Raw genomic sequence first — 19,742 nt, forward strand, 5'->3', positions numbered from 1 at the left:
TACCGAAAACGTCCCCCAAACGTCCCTCTGGCGTCCCCTAGTCCTTGTTCCCTGTCCGTTTCTCCAGCCGCATCATCGCAACGCGGCTTGTCTGTTTAATGGTGCCGCGATTATAGCGAGCACTGGTCTGCCGATTCTTGTGACCGGCCGACTTCATGACGTCTGTCTCGGCTGCCCCGAGATCATACGCTTCCGTAATTGCACCTGCACGAGCGTCCATGTTCTGGACCGCCTTCGGAACACCCGCAGCATTTGCTACTTGCCGCCAGCGCTGCGTGTAGTTCCGGTGCTTATAAGGTTCGCCTGTCTTTTCGGCGATGATCATTGGTCCAACGCGCTTGTCGGCTGGTATGAAGGCGATTTCCTCGAGTACCGCGGGGTGCAGCTTTAGGTCGTGCTCCACCGGGAAGCCTGTTTTAGTGTGCACCTTCCGCAGGATCATCTCGTTGTCGATATCCGACCAAAGGAGGCCGTTCACCCACATAGTGCCGCGGTGACGGATGCCACCCTGGCCACTATCTACCGGCTCCCATTCGCCAATTACGTCCTTCTGCCGCATGGTCAGTTCGAATTGCAGAACGGTCCCTAGGGCTATCGAGTGCCAGCCCTGTGCATGCGCGGTCGCGCGGATAGCCTCTACCTGGCCGGCAGTCATAATGGCGGTACGGGCAGGGGGCGTTGCAAACCGAATTTTCGACAGAATAGTGTCCGCCCTCAAGCAGTCCTCGAAACCCAAAGTTACTCCGTAGCTTATCAGCTGGCGAACCGTGTCCATTGCGTGCTTGGCACGCCAAGGGCGGGGTGGGGCATCTGGTCCCTTGGGCTCACCCCATTTACGGTGCCAACCCTTGAAGTCGTTTCCGAGCAGCTTGTTGACCTGGCGCGCGCCCACGGTGCCTTCGATGATCTTGAGAGTCTTTGTCACGTTCGCCGCGCTGTTCCATTTTAGCCCCCGATAGGGAGAGTCTTCGTCGGTTTGGTAAAGCCGAGACAGGCTCTTAATGGTGCCATCATACACTACACTAGATTTCTCAGTGCCAGCAGCCCAAGTCAGCATCTCCGCCTGCAGCACGTAACAGCGTGCGGATAGCTGCCCGCGACCATCAGGCGTATCAGGCAAATGGAGGCGAACACTCGAGGGGCGATACCCGCGCGCGACTAGGTCCGATCTCGCCATCCAATAAAGGCGCTCGGATCCATCCTTATTTCGCTTCCGCTTAAGACCAGGGAAATCAGTCAATTCCAGTTCTCCGCCCCATCAGCGGTCGAGGGCAGTAGGCTGCCAACGCCCAGCCCATGCCGTCGGTCCAGGAAGGCTTTAACAGCAGGCCAATAGCGGCAGCCGGTAAGAGGATCTACCCGCGGCAGGCCCTCGCGCTCCAGAACCACAGAGAGCCCACTCCAGCGGGGCAGGGCGCCCGTCCCCAGCACGCGCTGAGCGATGGCCGCCTCAGAAAGGTACAAGCTATTGTCGTTTGCTGCCTTCATGGAGCCTCCTAGACCTACGCCATTTCGCGTGATATCCGTCACAAAGTAGCATAAGCGAATTCGCTTATCAATCATTTTGTAGGATTTGAGTCGTTATGCGCGACGTCATGGACTTTGCCAGCCAGAACCCCGAACTGTTTGCAGCGCAGGTGCGCGCAGCCCGTGGGCTCCTAAACTGGAGCCAGGCCTACCTAGCCGAGGGCATCGGGGTGGCACGCTCGACCATCGCCGACTTGGAGTCGAACAAGCGAGCGCCGCATCCCGCGACGCTCTTTGTTCTAGTCCAAGAGTTGGCGGCTGCAGGGATCGAGTTTGGGGAATTGGGCGTGAGCTTCGAGAGCTATCCGCCGCCCGAGTATGTGCCGACTGGTATCAAGCAGAAGAGGTGACTGCCGCGAGGCAGCAGCAACCGACCGGCCAAATCACCACTGGGCTGTGATCTAAGCGCGATTCACCGTTGTGCCGTTAACAAAAATTTAGGTAAGGCAATAGGGGAGGAGTGCAGACGCGCCCCTCCCCCGGACGCTATGCGTCGTCTAGCAGCTACGTCATAGCGCCGGGGATTTTCCACGACAAGCTCAAAAGGAGCACCAAATTGTCACATCTCCCCGTATCCACCAGTTTCCTTGGATCCGTGCTTACCGGTCCGCCGACTCTGTATGCAGTCTGCTATGACCTGCGCATCCACGGTCAGGACTACCCCGGTCTGATCGACGAGCTCATCCGCAACAATGGCATTCGCATCCAGCAAAGCCTGTGGTGGGTTCCGTCTTTTCATAGTGCCGTATCCCTGCGCGACCGTCTTGCCGCCTACATGGATGGCAACGACAGCCTCATGGTCGCGGAGATCGGAAGCGTTGCCGGCTACGAGAGTCGCCCTGAAGTAAGGGCGTGGATTGAGCGCTATCTTCAGATGCGCGTCGCCGCCTAATCAGTACACGCTGGCACCCGCTCACAAGGCGGGTGCTTTTTCTATCCTCATTACCAAACGGAAAGTTCGCGGAAGCGGCCCGCTACTTCTTTGCCGGCCGCTCGATCGTCACGACGACTTGGCGCGGCGCCTCTCCGGGGATCAGAAGGGTCGCGGGGCGGAAGTGGGTGGTGGTCGCGCTCTCGTTAAGCATAGTCGTCTCCTTCAATTGCGACCCCATATGAGTCGTGATACTAAAAGTATCAAATTTGGAGAGAACGATGTCAATACCGAAAGTATCAATTCGCCAGATCAAGGCCGCACGCGCGTTAATCGGTTGGTCACAAGCCACTCTGGCCGAGAAGTGTGGCGTGTCGCTCCCTACCATCAAACGCCTGGAATCAGCGGACATTGGTGAAGGCATCGGGGGGCGTCCAGAAACTATCGTCGCCATCAAGGCGGCACTGAGTGCCGCCGGAGTGACCTTCCTTGACGACGGTGAATCCGTTATCGGCGGGATCGGCGTCAGGCTGCGATAAGCGGTTCCTCTTAGCTTGGATGTTGTCCACAACGCGGTGGGGCTTAGCCGCGCTTACGTGAAGCCGGGCCTTTTCTTCACGTTCACCGGCGGTGATGCTGCCGGTATGAAAAAACCAGCCGAATTACCTGCCTCGTTGCCACCCATCGGCCTATCTCGAGAGATCGCGGCCGCATTCATTGGAGTGTCGCCGTCCAAGTTCGACGAGATGGTGAAGGACAAACGCATGCCGAAGCCAAAGCACATTGACAGCCGCCGGGTCTGGTCTCGCGCGGCGATCGAGAAAGCGTTTGCTGCGCTGCCGGGAGACGAGGACGACCAAGACGATGAGTGGGCCGTAGCATGACACCAGGAGCGATCCTTACCCTAGCTGAGGCTGCGGAGCGTCTGCGATCCAGCAGGCATGCCGTGGCGCGCATTGCCAGGCGCACCGGGAATTGCTCGGTGGTCGGACGCTCACTACTATTTGGCGAGGCAGACTTGGTCGCCATCTGGGAGGCCATGCGGGTTCCCGCAAAAGCAAAAGCCCCAACTATTTCGCTATCGGACCGGAACCTGGAGCAGCGGGCGAAGGCATTCCTTGCCGGGAAGGGCCCCCGCTCTTGAATGCTCTCGCGCTAACAAGGGCCGAAGCCGCCGAGCTCTGCGGGCTATCGCCGTCTGGGTTTGACGCGTGGGTGCGGCGCGGCGTGGTACCGCCACCGATCATGGGGACGAAACGCTGGAGCCGCATCCAACTAGAACGCGCACTGGCCGGGCAATCATGGGTGCCGCCCGACCAAGTTGAGGAGGAAGATCCATACTTGAAGTGGGAGAGGGAGCAAAAAGGAAGGGACGCGAGGCGATGAACTACTGGCGCGCCCGGAAATCACCATCGGACTAAAAGTCCGATGACGTTCCGGATAAGTGTTGCAGAACTCCGGATCTTCCACTCATCTTGAAGAGATAACGGGGGTGTTGAAGGGGGGGGCGGACATCTTAAGGATTCGTTGACGAATCGTTCGGACCGTCGTAGCTATGCGCTATGAACATACCCCGTATGCTGTTTCTGAACCTTGGAGGAGGGGATTCGGGACGGGCGCTAGAAATGCTCGACAAGTCACGACACGCCGACATGGTTGGTGTGGAACGTGACGCTGGCATTTCCGTCGCTGAATGCGCAGAGGGGGTCCACAGAGAAAAGGGCGAGCCAATGGCTCGCCCTTTGCACATTCTGACCGTGTGTAACCAAGGTGCGCTTGGTTGGGTCAAACTGTGTGGGATGGATTGCTCCACCTCCTGAACAAAGGCGAGCATAGGCCTCTCTCACTGTTTGGCAAGCGTACTGCTGTCACAGTTGATGAAAGGATATGCCGATGGCATCCATCAGCGACCTGACGCCGCAGGATATCGGCGAGATCAAGTACCTCCTGGCAAATGGCGAGTTGCAGCACCGCATTGCTGCTCGGTTCGACATCAATTCCGGCCGGATCTCTGAGATCAACACCGGAAAGCGCTTCGCGCATATTCCGCCGGCACCGCCGGCGAATGGCGCGACCGCGCTTTAAGGGGGCAATCATGGCGTCGTACTACGTAAATCACAACCAGCAGTCGAACGGGGACCACGAGGTCCATGTCGAGGGTTGCTCATATATGCCGCTCTACAAGACATATTTGGGCGAGTACTCAACCTGCTATCCGGCTGTAGCGAAAGCGAAGTTGACCTTTTCTCGGGCCAATGGTTGCTTTTGGTGTTGCCGGGCCTGCCACACATCGTAGTGAGAACGAAGGGCGGTCTTCGGGCTGCCCTTTTTGTTGCCTCGGCTCTTGCACAAGTTCATGCCAACAACCATCTCCATGGCAACAAGAGTCAGCCGAAGGCACGGGGACAGCCGCACCAGCTGATTTAACGGTCTGAAACTGTCCCTGCTGGTCTAAGCGCGCGTTATTCGGCTCATCAAGAGACCGCGCCGATTAGAGGAGGTGCCGTATGGTATCTTTGACAATCGAAACCAGCCAGCCGAACGGGGCCAAGTTCCGTTTTGCCCTCGAGTGCAATTTGCTCTCGCTGGTTTCATGGTTCGTCGGTCTGTTCCGTTGACCTGATGATGAAGGGGTGCTCCAGAGATGGGGCGCCCCTTCTGTTCTACGGCTTATCTTCCACCAGGTATCGGCTCCGCTCCAGCCACTCCCTGATCTCCCGCTGCGTCGGGAATGATGGCTGTGGCTTTCCCAGCCGCCTGAGGCGGTCTAGGTGGACCACCTCGTCGACGGTGAGTGGCTGGGTGTTGGTCGGAGTCACGGTCATGGTTCTTTCTCCAGAACAAAACCGGAAAGACGAGTCTGGTGGGGCGGTCAAATCACGACACACCGGCGCCCTGAAAGCGCCGGCTGAAGTTATGCCACTGCCGTCCACCCGGTGTTCCCAGTCCCGGATGTCTTGCTGTAAATCATCGATCCGGCAGTGCCGTTGATGCGCAGGTACATCGATCCGGTTTTTGCAGAAATCACGCCCTCTGGAGACCCTGAGCCTGCGGTGATCAGCACGTTTCCTGAGAGACCGTCCGTGATACGGATACCAGACATATGGGACGTGTAGATCAGGCGCTGCAGGTTGACTGGCACGACACGCAATTCAACTGCGGACTCAACGCCGAACTCGGTCACGTTGTCCTCGATGGCGATGCGGACATAGCCCTGGTTAATGTGCACCTCGGTGATCGCATCGATCAGGGCCTGCTGAGCCGTTCCGTCCAAGGTCGAGCCCCACGTGATATAGCGCCCCGCCGGAAGACCCTTGTTCCCCTTGAACAAAATTTGGTTCGGAATCGCGTAAAGCCGAATGGCGCCGCGATCGGTATCAGCCGCCGAGATGTCGCAGTCCTGGATATCGACGTAACAAGGGTCGATAGTGCCGGTCAGATCCGCGCTCGAGTAGTTGTTGACGACAGCATGACCGCCATTCTCACCGCCGAACCGGCAACCGATGGCTCGCATGGACGCGCCATTCTCTAGCCGCACCCAGGCGGTTGAATTGACGGTCTGCGCCTTAGGGATAAAGGCGACGTCTTCCAGCCTCAGCCGGCTCCATTCGTGGATCGAGACGATGGCCGCATCGCGGGCCGTATCGAACACCTGGCCAGTGACCCAGCCGCCGCGGATGATGACGACGTCGCCCCGCGTAATCCGGAGCATGTGCAGGTTCTCGTGCCAATGACAATTGTCGAATACTGTCGTGGTGGACTGCTCGTCCAGATAGATCGCTTCGGTGGTGTGGTTGTAGAACTTGCAGTTTTCGAACAGGACCTCGCCACGGTTCTGGTTGTTGGAATTGAGATAGAAGGCGCGAGGTGTGTCCATCGTCTGGAAGCCGACGAAACGCTGGCGCCACGACGGCCCGTCGCTGATGAAGATGTTGCTGTCCGAAAAGCCTGCCGCTGGGCGGATGATAGCTCCTTCCCCGATGATGGTGGCATAGGGGCCAAGAGGAATATCGCCGACGTCTACATAGTACCGGCCGATGCCCAAGTGCACCTCGGGGGCATGACCCCGGCCGGAACCGACCAGCCCGGAGATGGTGACGCCTTTGGCAGTCGACCATGCGCAAGCGTTGGCGATGCCGGCGCGATCTACCGCCGCATTAGCCTCAACGTTATTGCCGATCGCGCCAAACTGTCGGACGTGGGCGCGCTCTTCGGCGAAGTCGAACCAAGCCACGGTGATGCCATCGGAGAGGGTGATGGAAAACTTGCCGGCGTGGCTTGGTTCGGACGCCGCAAGTTTGTACAGCGCGCCGCCACCGTCGCCAGCGGCGTAGAAGCCGCGCAGGCGAATGGCCGTAGGCGCCACCAGGGGCTGATAAGCCTGGGCCAGGGCCAGAGTGTCGAAAGTGGCACCGAGCCGCTCTTGAACGTCGGGCGACAGTTTGACATGTGATACCGCCCCGTCAGCCACAGACACACCGGGCAGCAGCAGCGTCCAGTCTGCCCCCTCTGTCGGGGTGTCGCCGACGGTCTCGCGTAGTGCCAGCCACAAAGACCCGCCGTGCTCAACGTAGGCAGAGGTGACATAGGTCGTACCAACGTCCCATGCGCCCTCAAAATCGCCAATGGCAGCCGTGCCGCCAAGGATGGACTTCAGAAGTCGACGGATCTCGGATTTCTTGGGCGTGTGATCGCCGGAAGAGGGCACGCTGGGGGTGTTATAGTCGCGGAAAACGTCGTCGACGGTTGGAGTGGTCATCAGTTTGCCCCCGACTGGGCTGCTAGTGCGCCGGTGACATAGTTCATGAGATTTTCCGGGTTCTGGTTCGCAAGATTAGCAGCGTCGACGGCGAGTTGGTCGGCGGCGGTATATGCGGCCTCGATTGCCACTAGGGTCTCGTCGGGCAGGTCAGTCGAAATGAGGTACGAGTCGAAGCGCTCGCCGAAGCGAGTTTTGGCAGTTCTGGCCATTTGGCCTCCATTGGTTGGGTGGGCGCGGGTTAGCCGCGGTGCGCTGGCCCGGCGGGATAGAACTTGCGAAGCCAACCGCAATGCTGTTGTCTGCATTGAAGAGGTGGGGCTTCAGATGATCAGAGCAATTGCTGCCGCGGCTGGTGCCGCTTTGTTGTTGGCCGGCTGTATGTCGACCAAGGTGTCGATGTTTCCCGTTGAGGGGCCGCTGTCCCGGATGGCGCCGCTGCCAACGATCCAGGCAACAGCGAAGGGCATCGAGTCCAACACCGGGGAGATCACCATGGTTCGGCCAGGTGATGACCTCTGCTCTGGCCGGTGGTCGTCAGTTGCCCCGCAAATGGTGGTTGCGAGCAGCGGCTCGTTATTCTCGACCTATGGGTCGTCTGTCGGCTTCAACTCGGTATCCGTGGCGAATATGCCGGGCACCAACCGCGGTGAGGCATTCCTGGCCTGCTCATCCGGCGCGACCGTTCAAGCCGAGTTTTACACCGGCAGCGGCACTGCAAACGGGTACGGCGTGGCCAAGGACAGCGATGGCAATGTCTACAAGATGCTGTTCTAGGAGGCCGACAAGTGCAGCGTCGCGCCGGTTTGGTCCTGTTATTGTTGGCGATCAGCGGTGGGTTAGCATCTACCGCCGAGGCGTGTGTTCTAAAGATCGTCAGCACCGGCACATCTCGATCCATGGCTGCCGCGGTGGGGCAAGTGGTGTCCGCTGACGTCCATGGCACCGTGCAGGAGTGCAACGAGTACGCGGGCGCGGTTTTAGCGGCACTGGGGGAAAGTGCTGAACGCAACGGAATCATCGAGTCCATTACGGTCGAATGTGTCGTGCCCGCGTCCTGCTACGCGCCAGATGTCGATGACGTCGAGCCGTATTTGCGCGTCCTTATACTCAAGGACTAGCCATATTGTGGGGGATAGCCACAAAGCCTCGACCAAAGAAAAACCCGCCGGCGAGGGCGGGGGTTATATTGGGACAAATCCCAATGATTAATGAAGCGTAAACATTGTGCTTGCCGGGCACCCGATTACATGGGCAGTCTGTCCCAATATTTGGGGGACTATCCATGTTCAAGAAGACGGTAATCGCGCTTGGCGCGATGACGATGCTTGCTGCGTCAGTGATTTTGTCGGGCTGCGCCACCACCTATAGCGACATGGGCGCGATGGGCGGGGTAATGGCTGCGCCGGTGACGAACGACGTGTATCGGATCTCGGCGCGAGGCAATGGCTATACAGACGCCACGACAATTCAGGACTATGTATTGCTCAAAGCTGCTGAGACCACATTGGCCGCCGGCAAGACCCACTTTGAAGTCGTGAACAATCGCGACGCCACAAGCAATGTGACGCAGCAGACCGCCGGCACATTTGGGCGCGGTATCTTCGGGGGCGTCTCTTACAGCCCCGGCTTCAATTATGAGATCGTAAAGCCCGGAGAGGATCTAATGATCCGGGTGTCAAACACCGGCGGACCGAACTCGTACAACGCACAGGAAGTGTTCAACAACATCAATCCCCGCGTGAAGCGGCCCGAAACGAAGTCATGATCGCGCGGCAGGCTCTCGCCGGCCTCTGTGCACTGGCGCTGGTGTTTAGCGGCGCCCTAGCCCAAGAGCAGAGCCAGGCTGACCCGTCGATCTACAAAATTGAGGTCGCGCAAGTCAGCTGTCAGCCGCGGCGAACATGCAGCCAGATTGGCTCCTGCGAGGAGGCACGTTGGTACCTGAACAATTGCAGTTGGGGCGGACGCTTAGACGGTGACAGCGACGGCGCTCCGTGTGAACAACTTTGCGGGAGCAATAATTGAAAGCCATCGCGTCATTTGCCATAGCCATGGCCGCCTTGGTGCCGGTTGCTACATCGTCTGCAGAAACCTTACAGACATGCGCGGCTAAGCCAGATGCCACGCGGCTGGCATGCTACGACGGCTTAGCGGAGGCGGCGGTTTTAGCAGTTGCTGCACCCACAAAGGGAAAATGGACTACTCACGTGCAGACGAGCCCTGTGGACGACTCCAAGAACGTCTTTCTCGAAGTGACAGGAACGGACGGCATAACAGATCAGTACGGCCGCGAGTCGGAAATAACGTTGACTCTCGCGTGCCGGGAAAACGTGACTGCGGCCATTCTGAACTTCGGCGGTCTATTTATGTCTGACCTCAATGGTGCGGGGCGGGTGACCTACCGAGTGGATACTCAAGCTGCACAGACCAAGTCTTTTTCAGAATCGAACAATCATGAGGCGCTGGGGCTTTGGAATGGCGGAACGTCAATTCCATGGATCAAATCGCTCTTCGGCGGGTCCAAGATGTACGTTGAGGCCACGCCGTACAGCGAGAACGCAGTCAGTGACTACATGCCGATCGCAGGACTTGAGGAGGCGATTGCGCCGCTGCGCGAGGCCTGTGGATGGTGAAGCCACCGCGAAATTAATCCTCTTTACGATGGGCTTTAGAGAAAAACCCGCCGGCGAGGGCGGGTTAAAATGTTTTGGGGTGGCGAAGCTGTTTGGGGCTGATAAGTAGCAGTTGGCCTATAATAGTGGATGACCGAAACTTAGATGCCCGGACTGAATCGAAAGATCATCTGCTTCGTGGATGAGTACGGCACCGCCGGAGAAGAAGGGTTTGCACTGGGACTGGCGATAGTGTGGGCAAGTCAATGCGGGAAGGCCGATAAGACCTTCAGTGATTTGCTACCTGCTTCGGCCAATGAGGTTCACGCCGCATCCTGGGATCGCACAAATCTCCAAAGCTTGCTGGCTCGCTATGCACAAACTGAAATGCCCGAAGGCCTCTTGATGATGAACAAGAGATCCAGCTCTACGGTAGGCTCTCGGCCGGAAATTTACGCCAATACGCTGATTGAGACTGTGAAGGTCGCTGCAAAGAGGTTCCGTGACGACCAGGGGCTTGGGAAGCAGATCAACAACATTGAGGTCATAGTCGACCTAAATGAACAGAACACCCATCACACCTTTGAGGAGGCCATCAGGCAAGCGATCGTGAACGATGGTCTGTTTCGTGCTGTTACGCGAGTGGTAGCCATCGACTCTGCAGTATCGAGAATGTTGCAATTGGCCGATGTCGTGGCGCATTCCCGATCATGGATCAACAATGGCGATGCCAATGCCAAAGGTTTGCGCGAAGCTTATCGGATTGATGTACTCTGAAACGCAAAACCGCTTGGCGAGTACCAAGCGGTTTGGGTTGTGGCTAGCAACCGGCCCTATTGTAAGGTCCGGGTCACCACTGTGCCCGATAGGCGCGGAGCCTAAACAGGTCACGAGCTGTATATGCGTCTAGTAGCTCACTTTGTCAACTCTTGGTTGACTGAGAAGTTCCCAGTAACACAGTTGTGCTGGCAGTGCGCACGCCCACAGGGCGGTCTCGCACAAAGTGCGATGCGCACTACCATGAATACTGTATTTTGTCAACCTGCCGATGGGCTCGCAAGCATATCAGCTTGATCTATTTCCGGCTAACCCACCATCGGCATCCATCACCGCCCCGGCTCACCAAACACCCGCACACCGTAGTGCCCGTGCTGGCTAGGCTGGCCCTCAAATTCGTCAAGAAAACGCCTGCCCAGACGTTGCCACGCTTCGCGGGCCACGTCGTCGGCAGGCACTCCATTTTGGTTCGTCTCAACACCCATGTCCCGCAGGTCATTGAAAAAGTCGAACCCACTCTGGAAGAACATTGACCAGGCTTCCTTCTCGGCACGCACGTCACGGCGCCGGCTTTTTCTGGCTCGTACGGGCATTAGCGGCGGCTCCCATAGTCTGCGGTGCGCGGACCGCGTGGTGTTTCTGTTGGGCCTTCCACGTCGAGGGCTAGTTCACGCAGGAGCCGGGCGAAGCCAATTCGACTGTCGCGTTCGATGCCCACTTCAGGCCTTGCCTTTGGCTGGCCAAAGCGGTCGTCAAAGGTCATGCCATCGCGATCGATAATTTCGCGGGCTGCCTGGCCACGATCCCAAGCTTCGCCAGCCAGTGTAAGCAGGCGAATGTGGTGCGGATCCATATCGTAGTCGGCAAGAACCGAAGTGAACCATTTCCTGGTCGCCGGCTGCAGATGGCCAGGTGGCTTTGTGTTGGCCATGTGGTCTCCATTTTTTTGTTGAACCGGGGCAATGCCCGCAAATGCGTTGCGGGGGCGGCGGTAGGTGAAAGGGGCTTTGGACTGGGATCTAGGCACCCCCTCCCACCCATGAGATCACAGGACCGCGACCGGCATTGAACGGGAGCCTTGGCCACCCATCTAAGCATCAAGCCGGTGCGCGAAGCCCTCCGCAGCGCTGGCGAAAGAGAAGGCCCTGGCGCTTAATTGCTGCCGGGGCCTTTTTCTATATTGAGATGCCGCGCCGCCGCATTGCTTCTGCGCGCCGGCGGTATGCGTTGGCTCGGTTGTCAGCGCGCGATGTGAGCTTCACCGATGTCTGCGGATAGGCAGGAATAGGCGTAAGGGTGATCTCGAACAGGTAGGCCTCGGTAATGGTACGGCGCGGAAGGCCGATGCCATTGTCCTCCCAGGTCTCGGCGACGGGCACCATCTGGAAGCTGCAGCCAGCGACATCGCCCCGATCAACGGTGCCGATAGCACGGGCGCCATCGGAAGTGCGTTCGTCCAGGTCTAGTTCGAAACGCAGGCCTATCGGCTCATCGAACAAGCGCAGGGTACCGGAGGTCGTTCGCCCCAGCACTAGATCATACTTGTGGCTCCACAGAGCCAAAACGTCCGGTTCTTCCCGTAGCGATCGAGCAAAGATGCCGGGAGCTAGCCGTTCTTCAAAAGCGCCGCCAATGTTCGTCCAAGTGTTGTAGACGGCTGCGAACCCGGAAGCAGTGTGGCCGCCTGCCGAGAGCATACCTTCGCGGATTTCACGATTTGCCAACCCTGGCCTCCAAGGCAGCCTGTATCGCTTCTCTCTCTGCAATCGACTTACCGCCGGGGCGACGCCGTGATCGTTTGATGGCTCCGGCGAATGCCTTAGGATCGAAGCCAGCCCGCGTGCTGGTCTTGCCGCCAAAGGTGATCTTCACGCCGTCCTGGCCATGGGACGTCTGCCTTAATGCTGTCTCAGACATAACCGTACCCCTTCGCTTCCTTGGCGAACCGCTCGATGTGCCCGTCGCCCAGGGGGCCAAGGAAATTCGGCACGAACACGCCAAGGCGAGTCCAAGAGATGTCCTCTGCATCAAAGGCACTGACCAGCGCCTGATAGTCGGCTCGGGCAACGGCCACGGCCTCAAGGGCTGCAGCTAGTGCTGCGACGCGGCGTCCGTATTCTGGTTTTGCAGCCTCGCAAGCTGCGAGCGTCGCAACCCCTTTGGCTTCGTCGGCGCGGGCAGTCTGCAGTTGAACGGCAGCCTCATGGTCGGCGATAGTGCGTCGGAGTTCAGCCAGCCGCGATGCTTTACCTGAGCGCTCATCGACAACTTCATCGCCGAGCAGTGCGGCCACGGACGGACGGACTACTGGTGCCGGCGTGCGGCCCAATTCGCGCTCGAGTGCGACCGCTTCGGAGCGAAGAGCGCTGAGCGCTCCCTGCAACTCAGCGAGCCGACTGACTCGCACGCCATAGTCGGCGTGCGAGTCCGCGAGGGACTGGACAGCGTAGGGCTTTGACTTGGTCATTATCGGGCTCCCATGAAGGTGGCGCGCACGGCGTCGCGGAACGCGCGCCCTGTGACGGTTGTGGATTTGCGGTGAGTGTCGGTTTGCCAATGGTTGGAAACCGTTCCGACCGGCTGGTAACGCTGGACAGTGCCGTCTGCCCAGTGGAGCGCGAGCTCCGGGAAGTTCGACACCAACTCGATCTGGACGTGCCGCAGGTCGTCGGGTGCGTCGATGGCGGTGTCGATCAGGGCGAGCAATTCGGAACGGGCCGTGCCGATCAATGTGGGGGCCCCTTCGAGCGAGACGCCGCCTGGCGTGAGCGCGAAGTACTGGCGAACGCGGTCTGCGGCGGCATGAAGTGTAGTGTCGGCCGCAAGGGCTACGAACAGGGCGCCGAAGCCGGCGCGGTCAAGCAGAGGCGTTGAGCCGGGCGAACCCAGCGGCAATATCCCGGCCTCCTGCAGTCGACGTGCAACGGTTCTGCTGCGCGATTGGGAAAAGCCTGTGTACCGCTCCAGGGCGGCCAACGCGGCGGTGATAGTCGGCACTTGTGGCCTCCTGAAATTTTCAAAGTTGCGGTTGAGTGGTCAAAGAAAACCCCGCCGAAGCGGGGCTGAAGTGCGGGGGAGGAAACAACCCCTTACTCTTTCGGGATTAATCTGCAATTTGGGGACGCCCAGTGCTCGCGGAGGTGGGCTATTGCCCTATCGATTAGCCGAACACCAAACCTTTCGGCGGTCTTTTCCCGCTTGCCAAACGCCTCGCCAATCTCTTTTGCCCTTGTGGGTCCGCAGGCGATTTCGAGGATGCGCACGCTTGACGCCGGGATGGCATCATAGATGGTGCGCAACTCCTCCCTGGCGGCAATCTGCTCCTCCAGCCCAAACACCCCGCTGCTATTCGGAACTACCGTTGGCGACGGCCGCTTGCGCTTGCTTTTGTGGTGCGCATGAACTGTGGCCGGTCGTTTCCATTTCTTCGCATTAGGATCGAGCCTGTATTCTAGCAATCGGCTGCCATCCACAAACGCCAATCCACCTAACTCGCGACGGACAGCGCCGGTCTTGTGGTCGACCTGCGTAATGACCGGGCGAGGTACTTGGCCACCGACCTTGCCGGCGGCGGTGACTGGACGTGCCAATTCTGGCCATTGTTCCCCAGGCTCGACCCCGGTGGCACGCTGCATGTCTTCTATGGACGGCAGGAATTCGGGTGGAAGGCGGTCCACTTCAACAATAATTTCGCAGGCTGCGCGGTCGTCTGTCGCACCGTCGGAAAGATCGGGCGCTGGATCGCGGTAGTTATCGTTTGCGGGTTCGCTGAACGCTATGTCGACCAATGCCCGGTAAGACCAAAGAAGGGCCAGGTCTTCGGTGCGGCCACTGGTCTCTAGTCGCTTGGCGGTAGGCCAGGCCAACACGCGACGGCCGTCCCAATTGTTGTCATTGGCCGGCACGAAATCGCCCGGCGCCTTATGCGCAAGTTTCATTGTTGTTCCTCAGGGTTGGGGGTCGGGCTTTGCGCCTCTAGGTCAACCAGCGTGCGACGATTCAGGGTCGCTGGCATCCCGTATTTTGTGCCTTGTCGGCAAACTGGTACTTGATCTGGTGTTTTTGTTTGATTCAGGCCCCTAGCGCCCGCGTGCACTGCGCGCGCGTACGCATGAGGATTATCTGTAATAGCGTTATTGTTGTGGGATGGGCGCGGTGTGGGTCTGGCGCGGTGGGGGACTTTGCATGCCCCCTATGCCCCGGCCGTCATGCTGCTAGTTCCAAATCACTCTCACCACCCCCCTCAGAGTCCTCAGACTCCTCAGAGTCAAAGACTGAGGGAGAATTGATTTCAGCAGACTCTGAGGAGTCTGAGGGGTCTGAGGCGGGGGTGTAGAGTCCGTAACCCTGCTTCTCAGCCTCGCCGGCCTCGACCATCTTGCGTAACAGATACGTTACGTTTGCAACGGTCATGCCTGTGGCCTTGGCAACGTCAGATGGCTTCATGGGCTCTCCTGCCAAGGCAAGCGCATCCATGATTTGCCGACGCTGGTCAGAGCGCTTAACGTCGTCCACATCTCCTAGGGCGGTCCATATCCCGCTGTCGAACTTGAGGGCCTTCTCGACCTCCTCGACATCGCGTCCGCGCCCATAGAGCTTGGCGCCGTCGGTGTTTCGGTCCAGCACCATGATGCTATCCGCAGCCCCGGTTAGACCGTTCGTGCCAGAGATCATTTCGAGCGGATCGGCAGCTTCCATTTTTCGCACGTGGGTCACTACGACCACGGCTAGGCGGTGTTCGCTGGCAAATCGCTGCAATGGCGATAGTGCTTCATAGTCCGCGGCGTAGGAGTCTTGATTGCCTTTTTTGGGCGGGCGGACGATCGCCAGGGTATCGATGATAATCAGACGGGGATCTTCGACCGACTTGCGCCATGCATCCAGCATCTCGATTAGGCCGGCGCCGACTTTCGGAGCTTCTGTCTGCAGGCACAGGCGGGACATGTCGGGACGCCTGAACTTCGGAAGTACAATGCGCAGTCGGTCCTGCAGGCGGCGCTGGTTATCTTCCAAGGCCAAATAGAGTGCATCGCCCTGGTCGCAGGTTACACCGAGGCATGGGCCTCCGGTCGCGACACCAACGCCAAACCCAAGAGCCAGCCACGACTTGCCGAGTTTCGGGCGCCCGCCGAGAATGGTCAGCCCCTCAGCGACGAAACCGGGGATCACGTATTTGACCGGGGCGAAGTGCATGCCCAATAAGGTCTCAGCGTCGATAGCGGAGAAACGCTTGGTTGCCGGCTCATTATCGTTTGCGGCTTTCATCGGCGCGGCTTTCTCGACCTTAGGGGCTGGTGTGGTGGCTCGCTTGGCGCGAACGCGGTCTGCCCACTTGGGGCCGACTGGCAGGCCGGACAAAGATGTTGCGCCGATGCGGGCCGCTATTGCCCGAGCTGCCACGTGGTGGTCGTGCTCCGGCCCAGATATCGTCTGCATCACCATACTGCCGGCACTAGGGTCGAGATAAGCAATCACTGCGGTTTCGCTGTCGCATTCGAATATGTCGTCGAACAGCACGCACCACCGCATCGCTTCGTGGCCGTCGACAGGGTCAGTTTCAGCAGGGCTGAAGTCCGCTGGGGTGACGCAGTCCCAGTCCGTGCCAACGTTGGCCACCTGGACGACACCTTGGCCAGTGGTTGCCATGGCCCAAAAGTAGTCACCGAAGCGGTCCAGTTCGCCGGCTTCGATCAAGTCGAGCGGCGTCTCAGGCTGCGCGGATACGTTCATGGGCACTGCCCTCCATCTCAAATGCTGCTGCGGCCAGACGGCCAATCTCTGTGAATGTGAGCGGCGCCACCTGTGCAGTGGAGCGCCCATGTCGAGGGGATGGCGGGAAAGCCCTAAAGCCCTTTGGCGTGCGCCTTAGTTGCCAATCATTGAGCGTGATTTCGGGCGTGGCCTCCAGGTCGAAAATAGCGACGAGGCTTCCCGCGTCGCTGAAGCGACGCAGGTTCAGAATGCGCATGGGCGCCTCCATGGTTTAGCGATGTAGGGCAGGGTGGCTAGATGGTCTCAGGGACGCGGGCCAACAAAATCAATGATTTGTCAGTGGATGCGGAACTGCTCAATGCTCTCGAAGGCCATCTGGCTGTGGCAATAGTCGATCAACTGGCTCCATGAGGACAGGATCGGCTTGTCGCTGTCGATGCGGTCACGGCCAAAGCGCGCGGCAACCGCCTGGATCACCTTGAGATGGGCAACCGTGGTCGGGCCGAGGCCCTTGACCTTTTCGAGCCTGGATCCATTGGCATTGAACACGGCTGAGAAGGACCCGAATTCGCGCAACAAGGCCTTCGCCAGGCCCTTGGTGTCCTTGCGTGGAATGGCCAGTTGCAGGGCCAGTTCGAGCAATTCGTAGTCTTCCAGCGCGTCGCCGCCAAGCCGCAGGAAGCGCTCGCGCACCCGCTGGCGGTGGCCGGCGTGATCGTCATGCTCAAGGGCCGGATAGGCGGCCTCGGCGAATTCGTCAGGCCGGTCGCTCATCAGGCCGCCCGCTTGGGCAGCGGATTGAAGAGTCCCGAAGGGGAGAGCGTGAAGATCTCGCAGCCGGTTTCGGTGATACCAATGGAGTGCTCGCATTGGGCCGACAGCGTCCGGTCGCGGGTCACGGCAGTCCAGCCATCGGAGAGGATTTTCACATGTGGGCGTCCCAGATTGATCATCGGCTCGATGGTGAAGATCATGCCCGGCCTTAAAGGGACGCCACTGCCAGCGGTTCCGAAATGGAGGATGTTGGGCTCGTCATGGAACAAGCGTCCCAGGCCATGGCCTACAAAGTCGCGCACCACGCTCATGCGCTCGCCTTCCGCCACCGCCTGAATAGCGGCGCCGATGTCGCCGGTGGTATTGCCCGGCTTTGCCGCAGCAATACCGGCCTCCAGGCTCTCATAGGTGATCTCGATCAGCCGTTCAGCCTTGCGCGAGATTTCACCCACCGGATACATACGGCTCGAATCGCCATGCCAGCCATCAACCACCAGGGTCAGGTCGACGTTGACGATGTCGCCCTCGCGCAATGGACGCTCGTCGGGGATGCCATGGCAGACCACATGGTTGATCGACGTGCAGAGCGAGTGACGATAGCCCTTGTAGAAGATCGTCGCAGGGACGGCGCCGTGGTCGCGGGCAAATTCATAAGCGACCCGGTCAATGGTCGAGGTCGGTACCCCCGCCTCAACGAAGGGCGTCAGTTCATCCAATGCTCTCGCGGTCAGGGCGCCGGCGCGACGCATGCCCTCAAAGCCTTCCGCGCCATGCAGCGGAATGACGCCGGGGGTGCGGCGGGCTTTGGTGGCAGCGTCGACATAGGTAATCATGCAAAGGTCTCCTGCTGCGCAAAATAGGGGCTTAAACCGGTGAAGGGAAGGGTGGTGAACCGTTGACTCGCCACCGGCGTAAAGGCATCCACAGATCCGTTAAGGAAACCAGCCAATGACCCAGCAAGACACGCGCATCACCGCCGGCATGATCGTGATTGGCGATGAAATCCTCTCGGGGCGGACCAAGGACGTCAATATCGGTGCGGTCGCGGATTTCTGCACTGACCTCGGCATCGATCTCACAGAAGTGCGCATAGTCTCCGACGAGATGGACGCCATTGTGGAAGCGGTCAACGCGCTGCGCGCTCGCTACACCTATGTGTTCACCACGGGCGGTATCGGCCCCACCCATGACGACATCACTGCCGATGCCATCGCGACGGCCTTTGGCGTCGCCCTGCCGGTCAATGCTCAAGCCCGCGCCATGCTGGAAAGCCGCTGGAAGCAGACCGGCACCGAGGTCAACGAAGCCCGCCTGCGCATGGCCCGCATCCCCGAAGGCGCCGATCTCATTGTCAATTCGGTCTCAGCCGCGCCGGGTTTCCGTATCGGCAACGTGCATGTGATGGCTGGGGTGCCGATCATCATGCGTTCCATGCTTGAGGCGCTGGCGCCCACCCTCGAGGGCGGCAAGAAGGTTTCGTCTATCACCATCAAGGCGGCGGTGGGCGAGGGCACCGTGGGTGGCCCGCTCGGCGCCCTGCAGGCCGAATACCCGGATGTTAAGATGGGCTCCTACCCGCAGATGGGAAAGGACCGCGTGATGACCGAGTTGGTTCTGCGTTCATCCGATGAAGCCAGGCTGGCCGTGGCAGCCAAGGCGGTTCGCGCCATGGTGGCGGAAGCCCATGAAAAGGCCGGCATTGCCCCGCCGGACGCAGAATGATTGGCCTTTCCACCTGGCTTTGCTAAGGACGAACCGAGACAATTGCTGGGGCGCTGCCCCGCCAGGAGACATCAAGCGTGAGCAACCCCAACCAGAAGTCGTTTCCCGTCACCTGGGACCAGTTCCATCGCGATAGCCGGGCGCTGGCCTGGCGCCTTGCCGGCATGGGCAATTTCGACGCCGTGGTCGCCATTGCCCGGGGGGGTCTCGTCCCCGCCGCCATCGTGGCGCGTGAACTCAATATCCGCACCGTCGAAACTGTCGCAGTCAAGAGCTATGACCACCAGAACCAGGGCGGCATCAAGGTGCTCAAGGAAATCAGCCCGCCGGTGCTGGACCTGGTGCGCAACGGCGGCAAGGTGCTGATCGTCGACGATCTCGTGGACACCGGCGCCACCGCCCGCGTCGTCCGCGACATGCTCCCCGGCGCCCATTTTGCAACGGTCTATGCCAAACCCAAGGGCCGTGAACTGGTCGATACGTTTATTACGGAAGTCAGCCAGGACACCTGGATTTTCTTCCCCTGGGATCTGGATGTCGCCTATGTCGCGCCGATCTCGGGCGGAACGGACTGACCACAGGTCGGCTTATCCCCGCCTCCTGAAGCCATGAGACCATGCTTTCGCATTCACGCGAGGGCAGGGCATGGCCGAATTATCCGCAAGACTTCATTCAGGCCGCAAGGCGCTGGCGAGAATTGCCGAACGTAAGGCCTTCGAAAGCTATATTCGCCGCGGCGGCGTTCCCGAGGTATTCGTCGCCCTCTCGGCGGCGGCATCCGATGAGCAGAAATTCCTCGACCTCTGCGCCAGCTCTCGATCAAGGCGCTGAGCAACGGCAGGGCAAGTACCCACTACACTTGGCGCACGGTTGGCGAAGACGATCGCTGCTTTGCTCCATGAATGGGAGGCCATCGGCGCCAGGACGCGTCGTATTGAGCGCTATTGGGAGCCTTCGCCATTCCCGTTCGAACTGAGCTAAGGGC

At 59.5% G+C, this 19,742-nt stretch carries 28 protein-coding genes; 14 read left to right on the forward strand and 14 right to left on the reverse strand.

What is annotated here, in order from left to right; genetic code table 11:
- Positions 1-37: 37 nt before the first annotated feature.
- Complete coding sequence (locus ACXYMS_RS05255) at positions 38-1,018, reverse strand: hypothetical protein (protein WP_458904280.1); 981 nt, start codon at positions 1,016-1,018, stop codon at positions 38-40.
- 218 nt (positions 1,019-1,236) lie between these two features.
- Entirely contained in the window at positions 1,237-1,488 is a 252-nt protein-coding gene (locus ACXYMS_RS05260) for a hypothetical protein (protein ID WP_458904281.1), read from the reverse strand.
- Between the two features lie 95 nt (positions 1,489-1,583).
- Between ACXYMS_RS05260 and ACXYMS_RS05265 the strand changes: the two genes are divergently transcribed.
- The 5 genes from ACXYMS_RS05265 to ACXYMS_RS05285 all read left to right on the forward strand — a co-directional run bounded on the left by ACXYMS_RS05265 (position 1,584) and on the right by ACXYMS_RS05285 (position 4,483).
- Positions 1,584-1,877 (forward strand): helix-turn-helix domain-containing protein, encoded by a 294-nt coding sequence (locus tag ACXYMS_RS05265; RefSeq protein ID WP_458904283.1) that lies wholly within the window; start codon positions 1,584-1,586, stop codon positions 1,875-1,877.
- A gap of 206 nt (positions 1,878-2,083) precedes the next feature.
- Complete coding sequence (locus ACXYMS_RS05270; RefSeq protein ID WP_458904285.1) at positions 2,084-2,419, forward strand: hypothetical protein; 336 nt, start codon at positions 2,084-2,086, stop codon at positions 2,417-2,419.
- Between the two features lie 260 nt (positions 2,420-2,679).
- Positions 2,680-2,937 (forward strand): helix-turn-helix domain-containing protein, encoded by a 258-nt coding sequence (locus ACXYMS_RS05275; RefSeq protein WP_458904287.1) that lies wholly within the window; start codon positions 2,680-2,682, stop codon positions 2,935-2,937.
- Positions 2,938-2,952: 15 nt separating this feature from the next.
- Positions 2,953-3,282 (forward strand): helix-turn-helix transcriptional regulator, encoded by a 330-nt coding sequence (locus ACXYMS_RS05280; RefSeq protein ID WP_458904289.1) that lies wholly within the window; start codon positions 2,953-2,955, stop codon positions 3,280-3,282.
- Between the two features lie 1,009 nt (positions 3,283-4,291).
- Positions 4,292-4,483, forward strand: coding sequence for a hypothetical protein (locus ACXYMS_RS05285; protein WP_458904291.1), 192 nt, complete (start codon positions 4,292-4,294; stop codon positions 4,481-4,483).
- An 829-nt stretch (positions 4,484-5,312) separates the two neighbouring features.
- Here ACXYMS_RS05285 and ACXYMS_RS05290 read toward each other — a convergent pair.
- A complete protein-coding gene (locus ACXYMS_RS05290; RefSeq protein WP_458904293.1) occupies positions 5,313-7,157 on the reverse strand; it encodes a hypothetical protein in 1,845 nt (614 codons plus the stop codon).
- Positions 7,157-7,369: a hypothetical protein gene (locus ACXYMS_RS05295; protein ID WP_458904295.1), complete on the reverse strand. Its 213-nt coding sequence runs from the start codon at positions 7,367-7,369 to the stop codon at positions 7,157-7,159. Before ACXYMS_RS05295 ends, ACXYMS_RS05290 begins: the two co-directional genes overlap by 1 nt.
- 115 nt (positions 7,370-7,484) lie before the next feature.
- On the opposite strand from ACXYMS_RS05295, the gene ACXYMS_RS05300 reads away from it, so the two are divergent.
- The 6 genes from ACXYMS_RS05300 to ACXYMS_RS05325 all read left to right on the forward strand — a co-directional run bounded on the left by ACXYMS_RS05300 (position 7,485) and on the right by ACXYMS_RS05325 (position 10,549).
- Entirely contained in the window at positions 7,485-7,934 is a 450-nt protein-coding gene (locus ACXYMS_RS05300; RefSeq protein WP_458904297.1) for a hypothetical protein, read from the forward strand.
- Positions 7,935-7,945: 11 nt separating this feature from the next.
- A complete protein-coding gene (locus ACXYMS_RS05305; protein ID WP_458904299.1) occupies positions 7,946-8,278 on the forward strand; it encodes a hypothetical protein in 333 nt (110 codons plus the stop codon).
- Positions 8,279-8,442: 164 nt separating this feature from the next.
- The gene (locus tag ACXYMS_RS05310) at positions 8,443-8,925 is read left to right on the forward strand and encodes a CC0125/CC1285 family lipoprotein (RefSeq protein ID WP_458904300.1); all 483 of its coding nucleotides are present in this window, start codon (positions 8,443-8,445) and stop codon (positions 8,923-8,925) included.
- Entirely contained in the window at positions 8,922-9,185 is a 264-nt protein-coding gene (locus ACXYMS_RS05315; RefSeq protein WP_458904302.1) for an excalibur calcium-binding domain-containing protein, read from the forward strand. The genes ACXYMS_RS05310 and ACXYMS_RS05315 overlap by 4 nt, the downstream gene beginning before the upstream one ends.
- The gene (locus ACXYMS_RS05320; protein WP_458904303.1) at positions 9,182-9,793 is read left to right on the forward strand and encodes a type VI secretion system-associated protein TagO; all 612 of its coding nucleotides are present in this window, start codon (positions 9,182-9,184) and stop codon (positions 9,791-9,793) included. Before ACXYMS_RS05315 ends, ACXYMS_RS05320 begins: the two co-directional genes overlap by 4 nt.
- Before the next feature lie 144 nt (positions 9,794-9,937).
- The gene (locus ACXYMS_RS05325) at positions 9,938-10,549 is read left to right on the forward strand and encodes a DUF3800 domain-containing protein (protein WP_458904305.1); all 612 of its coding nucleotides are present in this window, start codon (positions 9,938-9,940) and stop codon (positions 10,547-10,549) included.
- Positions 10,550-10,878: 329 nt separating this feature from the next.
- Here ACXYMS_RS05325 and ACXYMS_RS05330 read toward each other — a convergent pair whose 3' ends face one another.
- The 10 genes from ACXYMS_RS05330 to map form a co-directional block, all read right to left on the reverse strand.
- On the reverse strand, positions 10,879-11,142 hold the full coding sequence (locus ACXYMS_RS05330; protein WP_458904306.1) for a hypothetical protein: 264 nt from the start codon (positions 11,140-11,142) through the stop codon (positions 10,879-10,881).
- A complete protein-coding gene (locus ACXYMS_RS05335) occupies positions 11,142-11,480 on the reverse strand; it encodes a P27 family phage terminase small subunit (RefSeq protein ID WP_458904307.1) in 339 nt (112 codons plus the stop codon). Before ACXYMS_RS05335 ends, ACXYMS_RS05330 begins: the two co-directional genes overlap by 1 nt.
- A 244-nt stretch (positions 11,481-11,724) precedes the next feature.
- On the reverse strand, positions 11,725-12,273 hold the full coding sequence (locus tag ACXYMS_RS05340; RefSeq protein WP_458904309.1) for an HK97 family phage prohead protease: 549 nt from the start codon (positions 12,271-12,273) through the stop codon (positions 11,725-11,727).
- A 185-nt stretch (positions 12,274-12,458) separates the two neighbouring features.
- Positions 12,459-13,016: a hypothetical protein gene (locus tag ACXYMS_RS05345; protein WP_458904311.1), complete on the reverse strand. Its 558-nt coding sequence runs from the start codon at positions 13,014-13,016 to the stop codon at positions 12,459-12,461.
- Positions 13,016-13,546 carry a hypothetical protein gene (locus ACXYMS_RS05350; protein WP_458904312.1) on the reverse strand — a complete coding sequence of 177 codons (531 nt, stop codon included), beginning with the start codon at positions 13,544-13,546 and terminating at the stop codon, positions 13,016-13,018. The genes ACXYMS_RS05345 and ACXYMS_RS05350 overlap by 1 nt, the downstream gene beginning before the upstream one ends.
- Before the next feature lie 92 nt (positions 13,547-13,638).
- A complete protein-coding gene (locus tag ACXYMS_RS05355) occupies positions 13,639-14,487 on the reverse strand; it encodes a hypothetical protein (RefSeq protein ID WP_458904313.1) in 849 nt (282 codons plus the stop codon).
- Positions 14,488-14,755: 268 nt separating this feature from the next.
- Positions 14,756-16,279 carry an AAA family ATPase gene (locus tag ACXYMS_RS05360; RefSeq protein WP_458904314.1) on the reverse strand — a complete coding sequence of 508 codons (1,524 nt, stop codon included), beginning with the start codon at positions 16,277-16,279 and terminating at the stop codon, positions 14,756-14,758.
- Positions 16,257-16,517 carry a hypothetical protein gene (locus ACXYMS_RS05365; RefSeq protein ID WP_458904315.1) on the reverse strand — a complete coding sequence of 87 codons (261 nt, stop codon included), beginning with the start codon at positions 16,515-16,517 and terminating at the stop codon, positions 16,257-16,259. The genes ACXYMS_RS05360 and ACXYMS_RS05365 overlap by 23 nt, the downstream gene beginning before the upstream one ends.
- A gap of 80 nt (positions 16,518-16,597) precedes the next feature.
- On the reverse strand, positions 16,598-17,035 hold the full coding sequence (locus tag ACXYMS_RS05370) for a UPF0758 domain-containing protein (RefSeq protein ID WP_458904316.1): 438 nt from the start codon (positions 17,033-17,035) through the stop codon (positions 16,598-16,600).
- Entirely contained in the window at positions 17,035-17,868 is an 834-nt protein-coding gene (map, locus tag ACXYMS_RS05375; RefSeq protein ID WP_458904317.1) for a type I methionyl aminopeptidase, read from the reverse strand. The genes ACXYMS_RS05370 and map overlap by 1 nt, the downstream gene beginning before the upstream one ends.
- A gap of 115 nt (positions 17,869-17,983) precedes the next feature.
- Here map and ACXYMS_RS05380 point away from each other — a divergent pair, with 115 nt between their 5' ends.
- The 3 genes from ACXYMS_RS05380 to ACXYMS_RS05390 all read left to right on the forward strand — a co-directional run bounded on the left by ACXYMS_RS05380 (position 17,984) and on the right by ACXYMS_RS05390 (position 19,588).
- On the forward strand, positions 17,984-18,757 hold the full coding sequence (locus tag ACXYMS_RS05380) for a competence/damage-inducible protein A (RefSeq protein ID WP_458904319.1): 774 nt from the start codon (positions 17,984-17,986) through the stop codon (positions 18,755-18,757).
- A 77-nt stretch (positions 18,758-18,834) separates the two neighbouring features.
- A complete protein-coding gene (gene gpt / locus ACXYMS_RS05385; RefSeq protein ID WP_458904321.1) occupies positions 18,835-19,332 on the forward strand; it encodes a xanthine phosphoribosyltransferase in 498 nt (165 codons plus the stop codon).
- 70 nt (positions 19,333-19,402) lie between these two features.
- Complete coding sequence (locus ACXYMS_RS05390) at positions 19,403-19,588, forward strand: hypothetical protein (protein ID WP_458904323.1); 186 nt, start codon at positions 19,403-19,405, stop codon at positions 19,586-19,588.
- The last annotated feature ends 154 nt before the right edge of the window (positions 19,589-19,742 follow it).

The sequence above is a fragment of the Devosia sp. CAU 1758 genome (assembly GCF_054482695.1).